Origin of the sequence: Cryptosporangium sp. NPDC051539, from assembly GCF_044454545.1 — a bacterium.
GTDB lineage: Bacteria > Actinomycetota > Actinomycetes > Mycobacteriales > Cryptosporangiaceae > Cryptosporangium.
This window is the reverse complement of sequence record NZ_JBITDV010000008.1, coordinates 408,691-424,059: the sequence shown is the minus strand read 5'-3', so window position 1 is coordinate 424,059 and position 15,369 is coordinate 408,691. Positions and strand designations below refer to the sequence as shown.

13 protein-coding genes and 1 pseudogene are annotated in these 15,369 nt (G+C 73.2%); 7 read left to right on the top strand and 7 right to left on the bottom strand.

All coding sequences use genetic code 11. From position 1 onward, the window contains the following. Window positions 1-77: 77 nt before the first annotated feature. Entirely contained in the window at window positions 78-383 is a 306-nt protein-coding gene (locus tag ACIBZJ_RS26200; RefSeq protein WP_395933945.1) for a hypothetical protein, read from the top strand. On the opposite strand, the gene ACIBZJ_RS26195 is transcribed toward ACIBZJ_RS26200, so the two are convergent. The 6 genes and pseudogenes from ACIBZJ_RS26195 to ACIBZJ_RS26170 form a co-directional block, all read right to left on the bottom strand. After that, a complete protein-coding gene (locus ACIBZJ_RS26195; protein ID WP_395933943.1) occupies window positions 365-733 on the bottom strand; it encodes a hypothetical protein in 369 nt (122 codons plus the stop codon). The genes ACIBZJ_RS26200 and ACIBZJ_RS26195 overlap by 19 nt on opposite strands. A 350-nt stretch (window positions 734-1,083) precedes the next feature. After that, window positions 1,084-1,887, bottom strand: a pseudogene (locus ACIBZJ_RS26190) (DUF692 domain-containing protein); the annotation flags it as partial. After that, on the bottom strand, window positions 1,884-2,756 hold the full coding sequence (locus ACIBZJ_RS26185; RefSeq protein ID WP_395933941.1) for a TIGR04222 domain-containing membrane protein: 873 nt from the start codon (window positions 2,754-2,756) through the stop codon (window positions 1,884-1,886). The pseudogene ACIBZJ_RS26190 and the gene ACIBZJ_RS26185, both read right to left, overlap by 4 nt. Continuing rightward, window positions 2,744-3,763 carry a TIGR04222 domain-containing membrane protein gene (locus tag ACIBZJ_RS26180; protein ID WP_395933939.1) on the bottom strand — a complete coding sequence of 340 codons (1,020 nt, stop codon included), beginning with the start codon at window positions 3,761-3,763 and terminating at the stop codon, window positions 2,744-2,746. Before ACIBZJ_RS26180 ends, ACIBZJ_RS26185 begins: the two co-directional genes overlap by 13 nt. After that, window positions 3,679-4,614 carry a TIGR04222 domain-containing membrane protein gene (locus ACIBZJ_RS26175; RefSeq protein WP_395933937.1) on the bottom strand — a complete coding sequence of 312 codons (936 nt, stop codon included), beginning with the start codon at window positions 4,612-4,614 and terminating at the stop codon, window positions 3,679-3,681. The genes ACIBZJ_RS26180 and ACIBZJ_RS26175 overlap by 85 nt, the downstream gene beginning before the upstream one ends. Next, window positions 4,589-6,598 carry an NAD-binding protein gene (locus tag ACIBZJ_RS26170; protein WP_395933935.1) on the bottom strand — a complete coding sequence of 670 codons (2,010 nt, stop codon included), beginning with the start codon at window positions 6,596-6,598 and terminating at the stop codon, window positions 4,589-4,591. Before ACIBZJ_RS26170 ends, ACIBZJ_RS26175 begins: the two co-directional genes overlap by 26 nt. Before the next feature lie 251 nt (window positions 6,599-6,849). Here ACIBZJ_RS26170 and ACIBZJ_RS26165 point away from each other — a divergent pair, with 251 nt between their 5' ends. The 3 genes from ACIBZJ_RS26165 to ACIBZJ_RS26155 are packed head-to-tail and all read left to right on the top strand — an operon-like array spanning window position 6,850 to window position 10,849. After that, window positions 6,850-8,202, top strand: a complete 1,353-nt coding sequence (locus tag ACIBZJ_RS26165; protein WP_395933933.1) for an ammonium transporter — start codon at window positions 6,850-6,852, stop codon at window positions 8,200-8,202. A gap of 6 nt (window positions 8,203-8,208) precedes the next feature. After that, on the top strand, window positions 8,209-8,550 hold the full coding sequence (locus ACIBZJ_RS26160) for a P-II family nitrogen regulator (RefSeq protein WP_395933931.1): 342 nt from the start codon (window positions 8,209-8,211) through the stop codon (window positions 8,548-8,550). Then, on the top strand, window positions 8,540-10,849 hold the full coding sequence (locus ACIBZJ_RS26155; protein ID WP_395933929.1) for a [protein-PII] uridylyltransferase: 2,310 nt from the start codon (window positions 8,540-8,542) through the stop codon (window positions 10,847-10,849). The genes ACIBZJ_RS26160 and ACIBZJ_RS26155 overlap by 11 nt, the downstream gene beginning before the upstream one ends. 55 nt (window positions 10,850-10,904) lie before the next feature. Here the strand turns inward: ACIBZJ_RS26155 and ACIBZJ_RS26150 are convergent, their stop codons facing one another. Then, the gene (locus ACIBZJ_RS26150; protein WP_395933927.1) at window positions 10,905-11,867 is read right to left on the bottom strand and encodes a GlxA family transcriptional regulator; all 963 of its coding nucleotides are present in this window, start codon (window positions 11,865-11,867) and stop codon (window positions 10,905-10,907) included. 64 nt (window positions 11,868-11,931) lie between these two features. Between ACIBZJ_RS26150 and ACIBZJ_RS26145 the strand changes: the two genes are divergently transcribed. From ACIBZJ_RS26145 to ACIBZJ_RS26135, 3 genes are all read left to right on the top strand, one after another. Further along, window positions 11,932-13,296, top strand: a complete 1,365-nt coding sequence (locus tag ACIBZJ_RS26145) for an MFS transporter (protein ID WP_395933925.1) — start codon at window positions 11,932-11,934, stop codon at window positions 13,294-13,296. Between the two features lie 15 nt (window positions 13,297-13,311). Next, window positions 13,312-14,859 (top strand): signal recognition particle protein, encoded by a 1,548-nt coding sequence (gene ffh / locus ACIBZJ_RS26140; protein ID WP_395933923.1) that lies wholly within the window; start codon window positions 13,312-13,314, stop codon window positions 14,857-14,859. A 91-nt stretch (window positions 14,860-14,950) separates the two neighbouring features. After that, a complete protein-coding gene (locus ACIBZJ_RS26135) occupies window positions 14,951-15,316 on the top strand; it encodes an NTP pyrophosphohydrolase (protein WP_395933921.1) in 366 nt (121 codons plus the stop codon). Window positions 15,317-15,369: the final 53 nt, after the last annotated feature.

Genomic DNA, 15,369 nt, shown 5'->3' with positions numbered 1-15,369 from the left:
TGTCAGCGCCGCCCTGGGCGGGCTCCAGGTTTAGAGCCACTGCGGCGGTGCTGAGGGCCGTTGGGTGGGCTCTCGTTTTGGACCATGACGGCGGCGGCAACGACGGCGACGGCGACGGCGGCAGCGGTGGCGGTGCCGGCAGCGACGGTGGCGGCGGTGGCGACGGCGGCAGCGACGGTGGCAGCGGTGGCGACGACGGTGGTGGCGGCGGTGGCGGAGGCGACGGTGGCAGCGGCGGCAGCGGTGGCGACGGCGACGACGGCGGTGGCGACGACGGCGGTGGCGACGGCTACAGGGCGGGGGCTACGGCGGGGGCGGGGCGGCGGCTACGGCGGCGGGGGCTACGGCGGGGGCGGGGCGGCGGCTACGGCGGCGGGGGCTGACGGCGTCGGAACCAGCGGCGGGCGGGCTTTCGGGACTCGCGGGCCGAGAGTTCTTCGGCGGCGATCGGCGGTAGATCGCCTGCGTCGCGCACGGCCTGGGCGAACGCGAGCCCGTCGGCGTGGGAGCCCGCCGGGGGGCGTCCGCCGGCCCACTGGGTGAAGCGCGGCAGGTAGTCGGGGCCCAGGCCGCCCGCCAGGAGTGGCCAGGCTTTGGCGACCTCGCCTGCTCGCTTGCGCAGCAGCGCCCGGCGGGCAGCGTCCACGCGCCGCGAGTCGAATCCGGCCGGTAGTGGGCCGCCCGCCACGAGTGCCGCCACCAGCGCCGCCTGAGCCGCCGCCAACTCCGCCACCGCCCCACCGCCCGCCGCCGCTCCACCGCCCGCCGCCGCTCCACCGCCCGGCGCGGCTCCGCCGCCCGGCGCAGGCTCGCTGTGTGGCCCGGCCCCAGGCCCCGGCGCAGCGTCGCCGCTCGGCGGCTGCGCCAGGCTCGGGTTGGGGTGCGCGCCCGGCCCCGGTGCGGTCATCGGGCGCCGGCCGCGCCGACGCCCGCCGTGCCCGCGCCTGCGGCGCCCGTGCCTGCCGTGCCCGCGCCTGCCGTGCCCGCGCCTGCGGCGCCCGCGCCTGCCGTGCCCACGCCTGCGGCGCCCGCGGCGCCCGCGCCTGCGGCGCCCGTGCCCGCGGCGGTGCCGGCGGCTACGGCGGACGTGATTGCGGCGAGTTCGCCTCGCAGCACGTCGGCTGGCGGGTAGTCGCCGTCGCGTTCCAGCAGCCAACCGGCCGGCGACACCCGCTCCGCGAGCGCGGTCACCAGGTCGAGCACCTCCGCGGGCACCGCGTCCGTGTGGGTGTCGTGGTACAGCCCCTCGTGCTCACGCCCACCGGCGACGTGCACGTACGCGACCCGGTCGAGCGGCAACCGGTCGAGCAACGCCACCGGGTCCTGCTCCCGGTTCCGCGCGTTCGCGTAGACGTTCGCGATGTCGAGCAGCAGGAGCGCGCCGGTCTCGTCGAGCACCGCGTTCAGGAAATCGGCCTCGTCGTACTCGTCGTCCGGCCAGTCGAACAGCGCCGCGATCGGCTCCAGCGCCAGCGGCACGTCACCGAGCGCCCCCCGGGTCAAAACGTAGTTCGCGGCCAGCGCGTGCACCGCGGCGCGGGTACGGGGCACCGGCAGCAGGTGCCCGGCCTCCACCTCACCGGCCCGCACGAACGCGAGGTGTTCGCTCACCAGCGGAGCGTCCAGAAGCCGGGCGCATTCGGCCAGGTGCTGAACACGCTCGGCCGAAACGGGCTCGGCCCCACCGAGGGAGAGCCGGACGCCGTGCGGCACCACCGTGACCCCGCGCTCGCGCAGACCGGCCAGCGGGCCGGAGAGCGGCCCGTGGGTATGGATCCCCTCCGCGACGACCTCGCAGAACCGCAACCCCGGCAACTCGGCGACGATCCCGGCGATCTCCGGACGCCATCCGACGCCGACCCCGAGGTCGGGAAGCTCACGTGTCACAGCCCACCACACCCTCCACCACAGCCGTGCCCGCCACCGCAGCTCGAACACGAATGGCTCGGGCCGCCGTCGGCGCGCATGTCGGACCATTCCGACCCGCGCGGGACCCCGGCCGGCACCTCGCCGACCTTGGCCGCGGCGGCGAACGACGGGTCGGCCGCGTAGAACGCGGCTGCTCCGAACAGTGCCAGACCGAGGCTGGCCCCGCTCGCGCCATACGCCGACCAGGCCGGTTCCAGCCGCGGATCCAGGTGCTCGTTGCGGCTGACGGCCTCACGCAGCAGCGCCGAGCCCGCCTTCGTGCGGACGGGCGCCGACCGGGCGAAGAACCAGACCATCAGCGCGATCACCGCGAGTTCGAGAACGACCCACGGGAGCCACCCACCGTCGGCCGACCAGCCGAGCAGACCCACCACGAACACCGGCATCAGGAGCAGCGCGGTCGCCCGGTACCAGTTCCTCCCGAGGTCGGTCACCAGTAGTCCGGACGACACCAGCGAGCGCCGGATCGCGGCGATCTCCGGCTTCACACCCGAGTCCGCGACCAGCGGCCCGACGTAGCGCGCGCCGTCGGAGACGGCCCGGTGGACCGCGTTCTCCAGCGGACCCAGCGCCGCGGACGCCCGTCGCAACTTACCGCGGACGACCATGCCGCCGTTCCCGGCCGCACCGAGCAGCTTCCGGGCCCGCAGGCCGGCGACCGCGGCCTGCACCGCCCGGCCGGGGCCACCCGCGAGGTAGGCCAGCTCGAACGGGTCACCCAGCGGTTCGGCGCGGACGCCCGGACCACGGACGAGGGAATGCCGGATCAGCAGCGCAGCCACGACGGCGACGCCGAACAGGACCAGACAGCCGATCAGCCACCACATCCGCCGCCGCCCCCGCAGCCCGATCCTCCACCGCAGCCGGAGCCGCCCGAACACGACGCCGTGCCGCTGTCTCCGCCGGTGTTGCTGCCGGACCAGCCCGTACCGGCCGCAACTTTGTTCAGCTCGGCCTCGGCCGCGAACGCCGGGTCGGCGGCCATCAGCGACGCGGTACCCCAGAGCGCGACGCCCATCGCGGCCCCGCCCGCGCCGTACGCGGCCCAGGACGGCGAGAGCTTCGGGTCGAGGTGCTCGTGCTGCCTGGTCGCCTCGCGCACGGCCGTGCCACCGGCGCCGGTGCGCACCGGGGGACGGCGAAGGACGAACCAGGCCCCGGCGATCACCACGCCGAGGAGCATCAGCCCGAGGTAGAAGACCGGCTTACCCCGATCGAGGCCGACCCAGTAGCGGGCCAGACCGAGCAGGAACACCGGAAGCAGGACCAGCCCGGCGGCGCGGTACCTCGTCTGCTGGGAGCCGGTCAGGACCAGGCCCGCGCCGGCCAGCTCGCGGTGGACCTTATCGATCGCGGACCGCACCCGGCGGTCTTCGGTCAGCCGGCCGACGTGCCGATTGCCCGCGCTGACCGCACGGCGGACCGCGCTCTCGATCGGATGCAGATCCTTGGTGTCCCGGCCGGTGGCCGCGACACCGCCACGCTTGGCCGCGTCGACCAGTTTGCGGGCGCGGAGCCCGGAGACCGCGGCCTGCACCACGCGGGCCGGCCCACCGGCCAGGTAGGCCAGCGCGAACGGATCGGCCACCGGCGCCGCCGACCCGGAACCCCGCACGATCGCGTGGCGGATCGCGACCGTCAGCACGATCGCCGCGACCGCCAGGGTCCCGTACCCGAGCAGGAACGTCGGGCCCGAGATCCCCCAGGTGTCACCCGGGGCGGCCACCAGGCCGGACGCGGACGGAAAGCTCAGCCCCCGCATCCGCCGCCACCCCCGCAGCTCGACCCTCCACCACAGCTGGAACTGCTCGAACACGACGACGAACTGCTGCACGACGTGTCGGCGGTGGTCATGTCTCCGGACCCGGTGGCGCCCGCGGCCTGCCGGCGGATCTCGGCCTCGGCGGCGAAGGCCGGGTCGGCGGCGAGCAGCGACGCGGTGCCGAACAGTGCGACGCCCATCGCGGCGCCGCCCGCCCCGTACGCACCCCAGGACGGGTGGTACGAGGGCTGCAGGTGCGAGTGCCGGGACGACTCCGCGCGCATGGTCTCGCGCACCGCCCGTACGCTCGCCGGCACCGGCTTACGCAACAGGAACAGCTGGGCGAAACCGAGGAAGACCAGCAGGAACACGAGGTTGCTGATCGGCTTGCCGTTGGCGGTGCCGGCGATCGCCCGCAGCACCCCGAGCGCGATCACCGGAGCCGGGATCAGCCCGGCGAGGCGGAACAGGCTCCGCTGCGAGGCGGACAGCAACAGACCGTCCAACTCCAGGCGGGTACGTAACGGAGCGAGCGCCGTGGTCACATCGGAGTCTTTGGCGATCGTCCACACCCGGCTGCCGCCGCGGGCGATCGCGCGGTGGACGGCGACCTCGATCGGGTGCAGGCCACCGGTCAACGTATTGCTGACCACGACGCCCACGCCCGGGGCCGCGGCGACGAGCCCGCGAGCGCGCAGACCGGCGATCGCCGCCTCGACGACCCGGTTCACGCCGCCGGCGAGGAACGCCAGCGCGAACGGGTCGGACTGCGGGCGGACCCCGGCGCCGGCCGGCCCCCGCGTGATCGTGCGGCGTACCAGGAACACCATCGCGATCGCCGCGATGCCGAGGACGGCCAAACCGAACAGGAACGTGGGGCCGGGGATGCCCCACGTGTCACCGGGCGCCGCGAGGTCGTTCATCGGGGGCCTCCGCTGCGTCGCCGGCCCGGCGATCATCGTTCCGGGCCTCCTGACGACCGAGGATCGCACGCACCACCGACAACTGGCTCCAACGTGTCGCCGTACTGACACGCCCGGACCGCCATCGACCGGCCAGCCGGCCCGGCACCGGACCGAACCGGCGTCCGGCCGGAGCGCCGTTCCTCGGTTCCCGTCCCACCGGCTCCGGTTCCTCCGGCTCCCGCACCGGGGACTGCGTCACCGCGCCGGTCCGCAGGAGCACCTCGGCCAGCCCCGAACGGGTCGCCACCAGGAGCACGGTGTCGCCGGCGCCGATCTCCGTGTCGGGCTGCGGGCTCCAGGTCAGTACCCGGGTCCTCCCGCTGCTGTTCCTCCCCGGCCGCGACCGCCCGACGTCCCGCTCGTGCGCGAACACCCGGACCCGTCCGCCCACCTCCAGCTCGCTCAGCGGCTCGCCGTCGGCCCGGCTGCCCGCGCCGACCGGGACCTCGGCGACGAGCAGCACCCGCCGTCCGTGCCCGATCGCGGCTTTCACCTCGCGGCCGAGCATCGCGGCCAGGAACACCGGCGCCGCCGCCGCGGAGACCGAGAGCGAGACCGCCTGCGGTAGCGCACCGGTGATCCGGTCGGACAGGTCCTGATCGAACAGCCGGATCACGATCCGCAGGTCCTGGTCGAGCGCCCAGACGGCCAGCGCCACCGCGACGTTGGCCGTGTCGTCGTCGGTGGCCGCGATGACGCTGCGGGCCCTGCCGACCCGCGCCGCGAGCAGCGTGTGCTCGTCGCTGGCGTCACCCCGCACGATCGGCACGCCCAGCCGGCGGGCGACCCCGGCGACCGAGGCGTCCGGTGAGGTGTCGATGCCGACGACCGGCACGCCCGACGTCCGGAGCTGCTCGACCATCTGCAGCCCGATCGTGCCCAGCCCGCACACGACGACGTGGCCGGACATCGTGCCGACCGACGGCCCGAGCGCGCCGGACAGCCGGCTACCCAGCAGGTCGTCCACGGCGAACGCGGTGATCAGCGCGATCAGCACGACCCCGGCGAGCATCGAACCGGCCGTGAACAGCGTCACCGCGGTACCGGCCTCCTCGGCGCCGTCCGGTGCGCCGGTCGTCAGCGTCGAGACCATGCTGTAGAACGCGTCGAGCCAGCCCAGCCCCAGGCCGCGGTGCAGCACCACGGTGCCGGCCACCAGCAGGGCCGACAGCCCGGCGAGCGCCCACCGCAGACGGCCGCTGGCCCACTGGGTGACGCCGTCGGGCCAGCGCATCGACAGGCGCCGGCGGTTCGGCGGGACCACCTCCACGGCCGGGGCGCCGAGCACCAGCTCGGCGTCGGGTACGTCGCGGCCGGGCAGCAGCTCGGTGCCCTCCGGCTCGGACCGGTCGGGCCGGGCCAGGACGACCAGCGGCGGCCCGGCGACCGTGTCGGGCGGGCCCGCGTTGAGCGTCCGGCCGCCGACGTCGATCAACTGCTGCCCGTCGCCGAGAGCGGCGTCCACGAACGACGGCGCGGCGATCAGCGACGAGGACAGCACCGAGCAGTTCGGCCGGAACAGTGCCTCGACGCGAGCCGCCAGCTTCTCGTCGGACATCCGGATGACCAGCCGGATCGTGCCGCTGAGCTCGCGTCCGGAGAGCGCGGCGTGCAGATTGGCGGCGTCCTCGTCGTAGAGCAGGACCAGCGCGGCGGCGGACCCGACCCCGGCCGCCTCCAGCACGGCCTTGTCGCGGCCGGATCCGACGAGGATCCGCGCACCGGCGCGGCGCATGTGAGCGACGAACGGGCCGTCGTCGTCCTCGACGACGACCGTCACCCAGCCCGTCGAAAGTGCGTCCGGACCACTACTGCGGGTGGTGCGCGAACTCCGCCCGGTGGCGACGTCCTCGAGCCGGCCGAGGTCTTCGACGAGTCGGGCCGCGAGGCCGTCGGACCCGACGAGGACGATCGGCGGCTGGGTTCCACTTAACTCCGGCAAGGCGGCTCCAGTTCCCGGCTTCTGGGCGTCATGCCCGGGATAGTACGGATTTCTGCAGGTCAGCGCGTCGCGACGGGAAATGCACGCCGGGAAGAGTTAACTGCCGAGAAACACAGCGTCACGAGCCGGAAACTCGACTGAACGGCCGTCGAAACGTCATCGCAGCACGCTGGCCCCGACGCAGACGAGAGGGCTACCGGCCCTCCACCCCCTGCAGTGACCCCCACATCAGTTTCCTCGGAAGGAGGGGCATGGAAGAGCTCCAGAAGGCGGTCGAAGCCGCTGCCGCCAGTGCGAACGCTGCGTGGCTGCTCGCGGCCAGCGCTCTCGTGCTGTTCATGACGCCCGGCCTCGCGTTCTTCTACGGCGGCATGACCCGAGCCAAGTCCGTGCTCAACATGATCATGATGAGCTTCGGCTCGATCGCCGTGGTCACGATCCTCTGGGTCGCCTACGGTTACTCCCTCGCCTTCGACGACGACGCGTTCGGCGGTCTCGTCGGTGGCCTGGGCAAGATCGGCCTGAAGGGCGTCATCACCGACGTTCCCGGCGCCCTCCCCGAATCGATCTTCTCGGCCTTCCAGCTGATGTTCGCGATCATCACGGTCGCGCTGATCTCCGGTGCGATCGCCGACCGGGCCAAGTTCGGCGCGTGGATGGTCTTCGCCGGTGTCTGGGCGACGCTCGTCTACTTCCCGGTCGCTCACTGGGTGTTCGCCTTCGACAGCGACACCGCCAAGGGCGGCTGGATCGCCAACCAGCTCGGCGCGCTCGACTTCGCCGGTGGAACCGCCGTCCACATCAACGCCGGAGCCGCGGGTTTGGCCCTGGCGCTGGTGCTCGGCAAGCGTAAGGGCTGGCCGAAGGAGTCGTTCAAGCCGCACAACCTGCCGCTGGTGCTGCTCGGTGCGGGCATCCTGTGGTTCGGCTGGTTCGGCTTCAACGCCGGTTCGGCCGTGGCGGCGAACAACCTCGCCGGCGTCGCGTTCATGAACACCCAGGTCGCGACCGCTTCCGCGCTCGCCGGCTGGCTGATCGTCGAGAAGATCCGCGACAAGCACGCGACGACGCTGGGTGCGGCGTCCGGTGCGGTGGCCGGTCTGGTCGCGATCACTCCGGCCGCCGGTGCGGTCAACCCGGTCGGTGCGCTCATCCTCGGTGTCCTCGCCGGTGGGATCTGTGCCCTTGCCGTGGGCCTGAAGTACCGCCTCGGCTTCGACGACTCGCTCGACGTGGTCGGCGTCCACCTGGTCGGTGGCCTGTTCGGTTCGCTGATCATCGGTCTGCTCGCCACCGAGACCGTAACCGGCGGCGCCAACGGCCTGTTCTACGGCGGCGGCTTCACCCAGCTCGGCAAGCAGGCGGTCGCGGCGTTCTCGGTCCTCGCCTACTCGTTCGTCCTCACGTACATCATCGGCTTCATCATCGACAAGACGATGGGCTTCCGAGTGGACGAGGAGACCGAGGTCGAAGGCATCGACACCGGCGTCCACGCCGAGTCGGCCTACGACTTCGTGTCGGGCAGCAGTGTCCGGTCGGCGCTCTCGTCGTCGTCGCCCGCCCAGACCAGCGTCCGCGAAGCGGCGCCGGCCGGTAAGGAGTAGAGCCTGATGGCCAAGCTGGTCACCGCAGTCATCAAGCCGTTCAAGCTGGAGGACGTCAAGGGCGCCCTCACCGCGCTGGGCATCGCCGGCCTCACGGTCTCCGAGGTCCAGGGCTACGGACGGCAGAAGGGCCACACCGAGGTCTACCGGGGTGCCGAGTACCAGGTCGACTTCGTCCCGAAGGTCCGGGTCGAGATCCTGGTCGACGACATCGAGGCGGCCAAGGTCGTGGACTCGCTGGTCGCGGCCGCACGCACCGGAAAGATCGGTGACGGCAAGGTGTGGGTCACGTCGGTCGACGAGGTGGTCCGGGTCCGTACCGGCGAGCGCGGACTCGATGCCCTCTGACAGGCAGAACGGAAGCCTGAACGGGCCGGCCGGGTCGAACAACGACCCGGCCGGCCGTCAGGCTCCGTGGGGGCCCGCCGGTCCGCCGCCCCGGGCACAGATCTCCGACGAACTCGACCGCTGGCTCGGCGGTCTGCTGCCGCCGGTCGCCGGGGTTGCCCTGGTCGCCGTGGGCAGCCTGGGGCGCCGGGAGGTCGTCGCCCACAGCGACGTCGACCTGGTGCTCCTCCACACCGGACATCCCCGGATCTCCGAGATCGCCGAGTCGGTCTGGTATCCGGTCTGGGACTCCACGGTCGGTCTCGACCATGCCGTCCGCACCGTCGACGAGGCGGTGACGGTGGCCCGGAGCGACGTGAAGGCGGCGCTCGGCCTGCTCGATGCCAGGTACGTGGCGGGGGACCGTGCACTGGCCGACGAGCTGGCCGCGACCGTCCGCGCCGCCTGGCGGGCCAGCCCGGCCGGGTGGCTGGGCGAGCTGCGGGAGCTGACCGAAGCGCGCTGGCGCACCGCCGGTGAACTCGCGTTCCTGCTGGAGCCCGATGTGAAGGAGGCCCGCGGCGGGATCCGCGACGCGGTGACCCTCCGTGCACTGGCCTACGCGCAGCTGGTGGATGCTCCCCGCGGCAGCGTGCGGGACGCGTACCGGTTGCTGCTGGACACCCGCGACGCACTGCACCGGTCCGCCGACCGGGCCCTCGACCGCCTGCTGCTGGCCGAGCAGGACGCGGTCGCGTCCGCTTTGAACTATGCGGACGCCGACGAGCTGCTGCACGACGTCGCGGACGCGGCCCGGACCATCGCGTACGCGACCGATACCGCGTGGAGGCAGGTCGACGGGCTGCTGAGCAAGCGACGGCGCTGGCCGATCCGGCGCCGGAACACGGTGGCCCGGCGTCCGCTGGCCGACGGAGTCGTGGAGCAGAACGACGAGGTAGTGCTCGCACGCGGCGTCGACCCGGCACTGGATCCGGCGCTGCCGCTGCGGTTCGCGGCGGCCGCGGCGGTGGCCGGCCTGCCACCGGCCCGGTCGGCGCTGGAACGGCTGGCGGCCTCGGTGCCGCCGCTGCCGGACGTCTGGCCGGAAAACGCGCTGCACTCGCTCGTCGCGCTGCTCGGCGCCGGCGAACAGGCGATCGGCGTGTGGGAGGCCTGCGACCGGCACGGGCTGGTCGAGAAGTGGCTGCCGGAGTGGGGCCGGGTGCGCTCGCTGCCGCAGCGCAACGCGCTGCACCGGTACACGGTCGACCGGCACCTGGTGGCGGCCGCGGTCGCCGCGGCACCGATGGCCCGCCGGGTCGCGCGTCCCGACCTGCTGTTGATCGGGGCGTTGCTGCACGACATCGGCAAGGGCCTGCCGGGAGACCACTCCGAGGTCGGCGCCGGGATCGCCGGTGGGATCGCGGTCCGCCTCGGGCTGTCCGCGGACGACGCCGAGGCGCTGGTCCGCCTGGTCCGCTATCACCTGCTGCTGCCCGACACCGCGACGCGGCGCGACCTGGACGACCCGGCCACGCTCGAGGTGGTGGCTTCGGCCGTCCGCAACGACGGCGTGCTGCTCGACGTCCTGCACGCGCTGACCGAGGCGGACGCGGCCGCGACCGGTCCGGCGGCCTGGAGCAGCTGGAAGGCCGGGCTGATCAACGACCTGGTCAAGCGAGTGCACGTGCTGATCGGCCAGGGCGCGGCGCCGACCGTGAGACCGCGGCCGTTCGAGGTGTTCGCGGCGTCGGCGGCGTTGCCGGAGCCGGGCGAATGCTCGGTCGCCGTGCACGGCGACGAGGTCTCGGTGATCGGTGGTGAGGGCGTGCAACAGCTGCTGAGCCGGGCCGCGGGCATCTGCGCGATCCACCGGCTGGACGTCTACGCCGCCGACGCCGGGGTGTTCGACGGACACCCGGTCGTCGTGCTGCGGGCCGCGCCGCGGTTCGGCCGGCTGCCCGACACCGCGCTGCTCTCGGCCGACCTGCGCCGGGCCGTGGCGGGCAACTACGACGTGGCCGCCGCGCTCGCTCGCCGGGAGGCCGAGGCGAGAGAAGGTGCCGATCCGGTGCCGCCGCAGATCAGCTGGCTGCCCGACGCGTCCGCCGAGGCGACCGTGCTGGAGCTCCGGGCCGAAGACCGGCGCGGTCTGCTGCACGACGTCACGGCCGCGCTCGAAGAGGCGGGCACCGACGTCAGAGGCGCGAGGGTGAGCACGTTCGGCTCCGCGGTCGTCGACGCGTTCTACCTCAGCGACCCGGACGAGTCCCGCCTGGACCAGATCGGCAAGGCCGTCCTGGCCGCGGCCGGCAGCTAGTCTCCGCACTCGTGCCGGGTGGGGGTGCGGTCCGGGCCCGGCGGCGGCGGTGGGTTCAGCTCGCGGGAGCGGCGCGGAACGTGCGGCGGTAGGCGTGGGGAGACGTGCCCACTGAGCCGGCGAAGTGCTGGCGCAGGGATGCGGTGGTGCCGAAACCGGCCCGGTGGGCGACGCGATCGACCGGGAGATCGGTCTCCTCGAGGAGCTGCCGGGCCCGGTCGACGCGGAGAGCGGTGAGCCAGGGCACCGGGCTCTGGCCGGTCTCCTGCCGGAACCGCCGGGTGAACGTCCGGACGCTCATCCCGGCGTGGGCGGCCAGCGCGGCCAGGTCGAGCGGCTCGTCCAGGTGCTCCAGGGCCCAGGCCCTGGTCGGCCCGGTCGAGGTGTCCGAGGTGATCGGGATGGGGCGCTCGACGTACTGTGCCTGACCACCGTCGCGCCACGGCGGTGCGACGCACCGGCGGGCGGCATGGTTCGCGACCTCGCTGCCGAAGTCGCGCCGGATCAGGTGCAGGCACAGGTCGATCCCGGCAGCCACACCGGCGGACGTCGCGATCGCGCCCTCGTCGATGAAGAGCACGTCGGGGTCGAGCGTCACCTGCGGGTACCGGGCCCGGAACGCGTCGGCCCAGAGCCAGTGGGTGGTCGCGCGCCGGCCGTCGAGCAGGCCGGTGGCGGCGAGTACGAACGCGCCGGTGCAGATCGACGCGATCCGGGCGCCCCGGGCGGCGGCCGCGCGGATCGCGTCGAGTGCCTCGGCCGGGAACTCGCGGGTGCCCGCGGTCCGCCCCCGGATACCGGGGATGAGCACGGTGTCGACGACCTCCAGCTCCTCCAGGCCGTACCGGGGCGTGATCGTGTACCCGGCCGTCGACTCGATCGGTGCGGCCCCCGGCGAGCAGACGTGGACGCCGTAGAGCCTCCGTCCGTCGCGCTCGGCCGCTCCGAACACCTGCCCGGGGATGCCGAGGTCGAACGGAACGGCGTCGTCCAGTGCGAGCACAGCGATCCGGTGCATGGAAATCTCATTCCGGCTTCGGGTGGGGGAGCGTAGCGGCTGGATGGCCGAATTCTTGCACAGGATGTCCTACGGGCCACTGGTCGGAGCCCGGGGCATCGGTGACGCTGAAGCCGTGGTCAACACTGCTGTAGTCGGGAAGCGCAAGCTCCACCGCGCCTGGCTGGTCGCCGGGGTCGCGTTCATCGCCCTGATCGGGGCGGCCGCGTTCCGGGCCGCGCCGAGCGTCCTGATCCTGCCGCTGCAGCAGGAGTTCGGCTGGTCGACGGCCGACATCTCGCTCGCGGTCACGGTCAACCTCGTGCTGTTCGGCCTCACCGCGCCGTTCGCTGCCGCGCTGATCCAGAAGTTCGGGCTCCGCTGGGTCACCGCGACCGCGTTGTTGCTGGTCGCCACCGGTGCGGCCGCCACCATCGGGATGTCGGCCCGGTGGCAGCTCGTGCTCTGCTGGGGCGTCCTCGTCGGGCTCGGCACCGGCTCGATGGCGCTGGTGTTCGCCGCGTCGGTCGCCGACCGGTGGTTCGTCGCCCGGCGCGGGCTCGTCATCGGCATCCTCACCGCCGGCAGCGCCACCGGCCAGCTGATCTTCCTGCCGCCGATCGCCGCGCTCGCCGAATCCCAGGGCTGGCGTGCCGCCTCCCTGGCCGTCTCGGCCTGCGCGCTCGCGGTGGTGCCGCTGGTGCTGCTGTTCCTCCGCGACTCGCCCGAGGACGTCGGGACGACCCGGTACGGCACCGACGAGCCGAGCCCGGAACGGCCGACCGGCGGAGCGGCCCGCTCGGCGTTCAACGGCCTCGCGCTCGGCGTCCGGAGTGGGACGTTCTGGTTGTTGGCCGGCGGGTTCGCGATCTGCGGAGCGTCGTCGAACGGACTGGTGGGGACCCACCTGGTGCCGGCGGCGCACGACCACGGCCTGCCCACGACGGCGGCCGCGGGCCTGCTGGCCGTGATCGGGATCTTCGACATCGTCGGGACGATCGCGTCCGGCTGGCTGACCGACCGCTACGACCCCCGGTTGCTCCTGCTGGCGTACTACGGGCTGCGCGGAGCGTCGTTGTTGCTGCTGCCGGCGTTGCTGCCGTCGCTGGGGCACGGCGTGGGGCCCTCGATGCTGGTGTTCATCGTGTTCTACGGGCTCGACTGGGTGGCCACCGTGCCGCCGACCGTGGCGCTCGCCCGGCAGACGTTCGGGGCCCAGGCCCCGGTCGTCTTCGGGTGGATCTTCGCCTCCCACCAGCTCGGTGCGGCCCTGATGGCGAGCGGTGCGGGCTGGATCCGCGACACGTTCGGGACCTACACGCCGGCCTGGTACACGGCCGGGGCGCTGTGCCTTCTCGCCGCCACTCTCTCGGTCGGCGTCGGACGTGGTAACGGGGCGGCTACGCTCAAGGGGAAGGATCTCAGCCCGGCTGTAGTCGCCGCCAGCTAAACCCCGTGAGGACCGATGTTCGACACGCTTTCCGACCGGCTCTCCGCCGTCTTCACTTCGCTTCGGTCGAAGGGACGTCTGACCGACGCCGATATCGACAAGTCCATGCGGGAAATCCGGGTGGCACTGCTCGAAGCGGACGTCGCGCTACCGGTCGTGAAGTCGTTCGTCCAGTCGGTCAAGAACCGGGCGCGCGGCTCCGAGGTGCACCAGGCGCTGAACCCGGCCCAGCAGGTCGTCAAGATCGTCAACGAGGAGCTCGTCGGCATCCTCGGTGGCGAGACGCGCCGGCTGCGGTACGCGAAGACCCCGCCGACCGTCATCCTGCTGGCCGGTCTGCAGGGCGCCGGTAAGACGACGCTGGCCGGCAAGCTGGCGCTCTGGCTGCGCAAGCAGGGGCACACGCCGCTGCTCGTCGCGGCCGACCTGCAGCGCCCGAACGCGGTGCAGCAGCTGCAGGTCGTCGGTCAGCGGGCCGAGGTCGAGGTGTTCGCGCCCGAGCCCGGCAGCGGTGTCGGCGACCCGGTGAAGGTCTCCCGCGACTCGATCGAGTTCGCGAAGCGCCAGCAGCACGACATCGTGGTGGTCGACACCGCCGGCCGGCTCGGTATCGACGCCGACATGATGGCGCAGGCCGCGGCGATCCGCGACGCGGTGAATCCGGACGAGATCCTGTTCGTCGTCGACGCGATGATCGGTCAGGACGCGGTCACGACCGCCCAGGCGTTCAAGGACGGCGTCGGGTTCGACGGCGTGGTGCTGACCAAGCTGGACGGTGACGCCCGCGGTGGGGCCGCGCTGTCCGTGCGGCACGTGACCGGCGAGCCGATCATGTTCGCCTCGTCCGGCGAGAAGCTCGACGAGTTCGACGTCTTCCACCCCGACCGGATGGCGTCCCGCATCCTCGGCATGGGCGACATGCTGACGCTGATCGAGCAGGCCGAAGGCGTTTTCGACGCCGAGCAGCAGCAGCGCATGAGCGAGAAGATGCTCGGCGAGGGCGATTTCACGCTCGACGACTTCCTCGAGCAGATGGTCGCGGTCAAGAAGATGGGCCCGATCAGCAACGTGCTCGGGATGCTGCCCGGCATGAACCAGATGAAGGGTCAGCTCGACAACCTCGACGACAAGCACTTCGACCGGGTCGCTGCGGTCATCCGGTCGATGACGCCGCTCGAGCGGCAGGACCCGAAGATCATCAACGGGTCGCGCCGGCTGCGCATCGCGAACGGCTCCGGGACGACCGTCACCGACGTGAACCAGCTGGTGGAGCGGTTCTTCGAGGCGCGCAAGATGATGCGCCAGATGACCAGCCAGCTCGGGTTCGGCGGCGGGATGCGCCGGGGAGGCTCGAAGAAGGGCGGCAAGGGCAAGAAGGGGCGCAAGGGCGGAGGCGGCGGTGGCCGGCCGCGTCAGGGCCTGCCCGGCGGGATGCCCGGTGCTCTTCCGCCCGGGTTCCCCGGTGCGCTGCCGGCCGCGCAGGAGGCGCCGGAGCAGCCGGACGCGTTGCCGGGCGGCTTCAACATGCCGAAGATCGACTTCTCGAAGCTGCCCAAGAAATGAGCCTAGTGCGGGGGCGGTCCGCCGATCGTTCGCTCAGCCGGCACTTCGGTGACGGCGTGCGGCGGTGCGTTCGGTTCCGCACCAGTCTCCGATGACGCTGGTGGTCGACGGCGCCAACGTCGTCGGCTCGGTGCCGGACGGATGGTGGCGCGATCGGTTCGCCGCCGCCGTACGGCTGCGGGACGCGTTGGTGCCGGTCGCGGCGGCCGGGTTGCCGGGCGTCGTCCCCGGGCCGGTGCGGGTGGTACTCGTCGTGGAGGGCGCGGCCCGGGGCGTCGAGCCGGTGGACGGGGTCGACGTGGTGTCCGCGCCCGGCTCCGGCGACGACACGATCGTGTCGGTCGCCACTGGGGCCGGGGCCCCGACGTGGGTCGTGACCGCCGACCGCGCTCTCCGCGAGCGCGTGCGCGCGGTGGGCGCGCAGGTGCTCGGCCCGACCTCGGTTCCGCGCCGCTGAGCGGACGGCGGCGGCCGGCCGGGCGCGCCCGCTCGGCGCACCCCACCTGGGCC

Excerpts from the sequence above, each read along its gene's own strand:
- ACIBZJ_RS26160 (WP_395933931.1), top strand. The coding sequence starts at position 8,209 with ATGGCCAAGCTGGTCACCGCAGTCATCAAGCCGTTCAAGCTGGAGGAC.
- ACIBZJ_RS26165 (WP_395933933.1), top strand. The coding sequence starts at position 6,850 with ATGGAAGAGCTCCAGAAGGCGGTCGAAGCCGCTGCCGCCAGTGCGAAC.
- ACIBZJ_RS26155 (WP_395933929.1), top strand. The coding sequence starts at position 8,540 with ATGCCCTCTGACAGGCAGAACGGAAGCCTGAACGGGCCGGCCGGGTCG.
- ACIBZJ_RS26185 (WP_395933941.1), bottom strand. The coding sequence starts at position 2,756 with ATGTGGTGGCTGATCGGCTGTCTGGTCCTGTTCGGCGTCGCCGTCGTG.
- ACIBZJ_RS26175 (WP_395933937.1), bottom strand. The coding sequence starts at position 4,614 with ATGAACGACCTCGCGGCGCCCGGTGACACGTGGGGCATCCCCGGCCCC.
- ffh (WP_395933923.1), top strand. The coding sequence starts at position 13,312 with ATGTTCGACACGCTTTCCGACCGGCTCTCCGCCGTCTTCACTTCGCTT.
- ACIBZJ_RS26145 (WP_395933925.1), top strand. The coding sequence starts at position 11,932 with ATGTCCTACGGGCCACTGGTCGGAGCCCGGGGCATCGGTGACGCTGAA.
- ACIBZJ_RS26135 (WP_395933921.1), top strand. The coding sequence starts at position 14,951 with ATGACGCTGGTGGTCGACGGCGCCAACGTCGTCGGCTCGGTGCCGGAC.
- ACIBZJ_RS26150 (WP_395933927.1), bottom strand. The coding sequence starts at position 11,867 with ATGCACCGGATCGCTGTGCTCGCACTGGACGACGCCGTTCCGTTCGAC.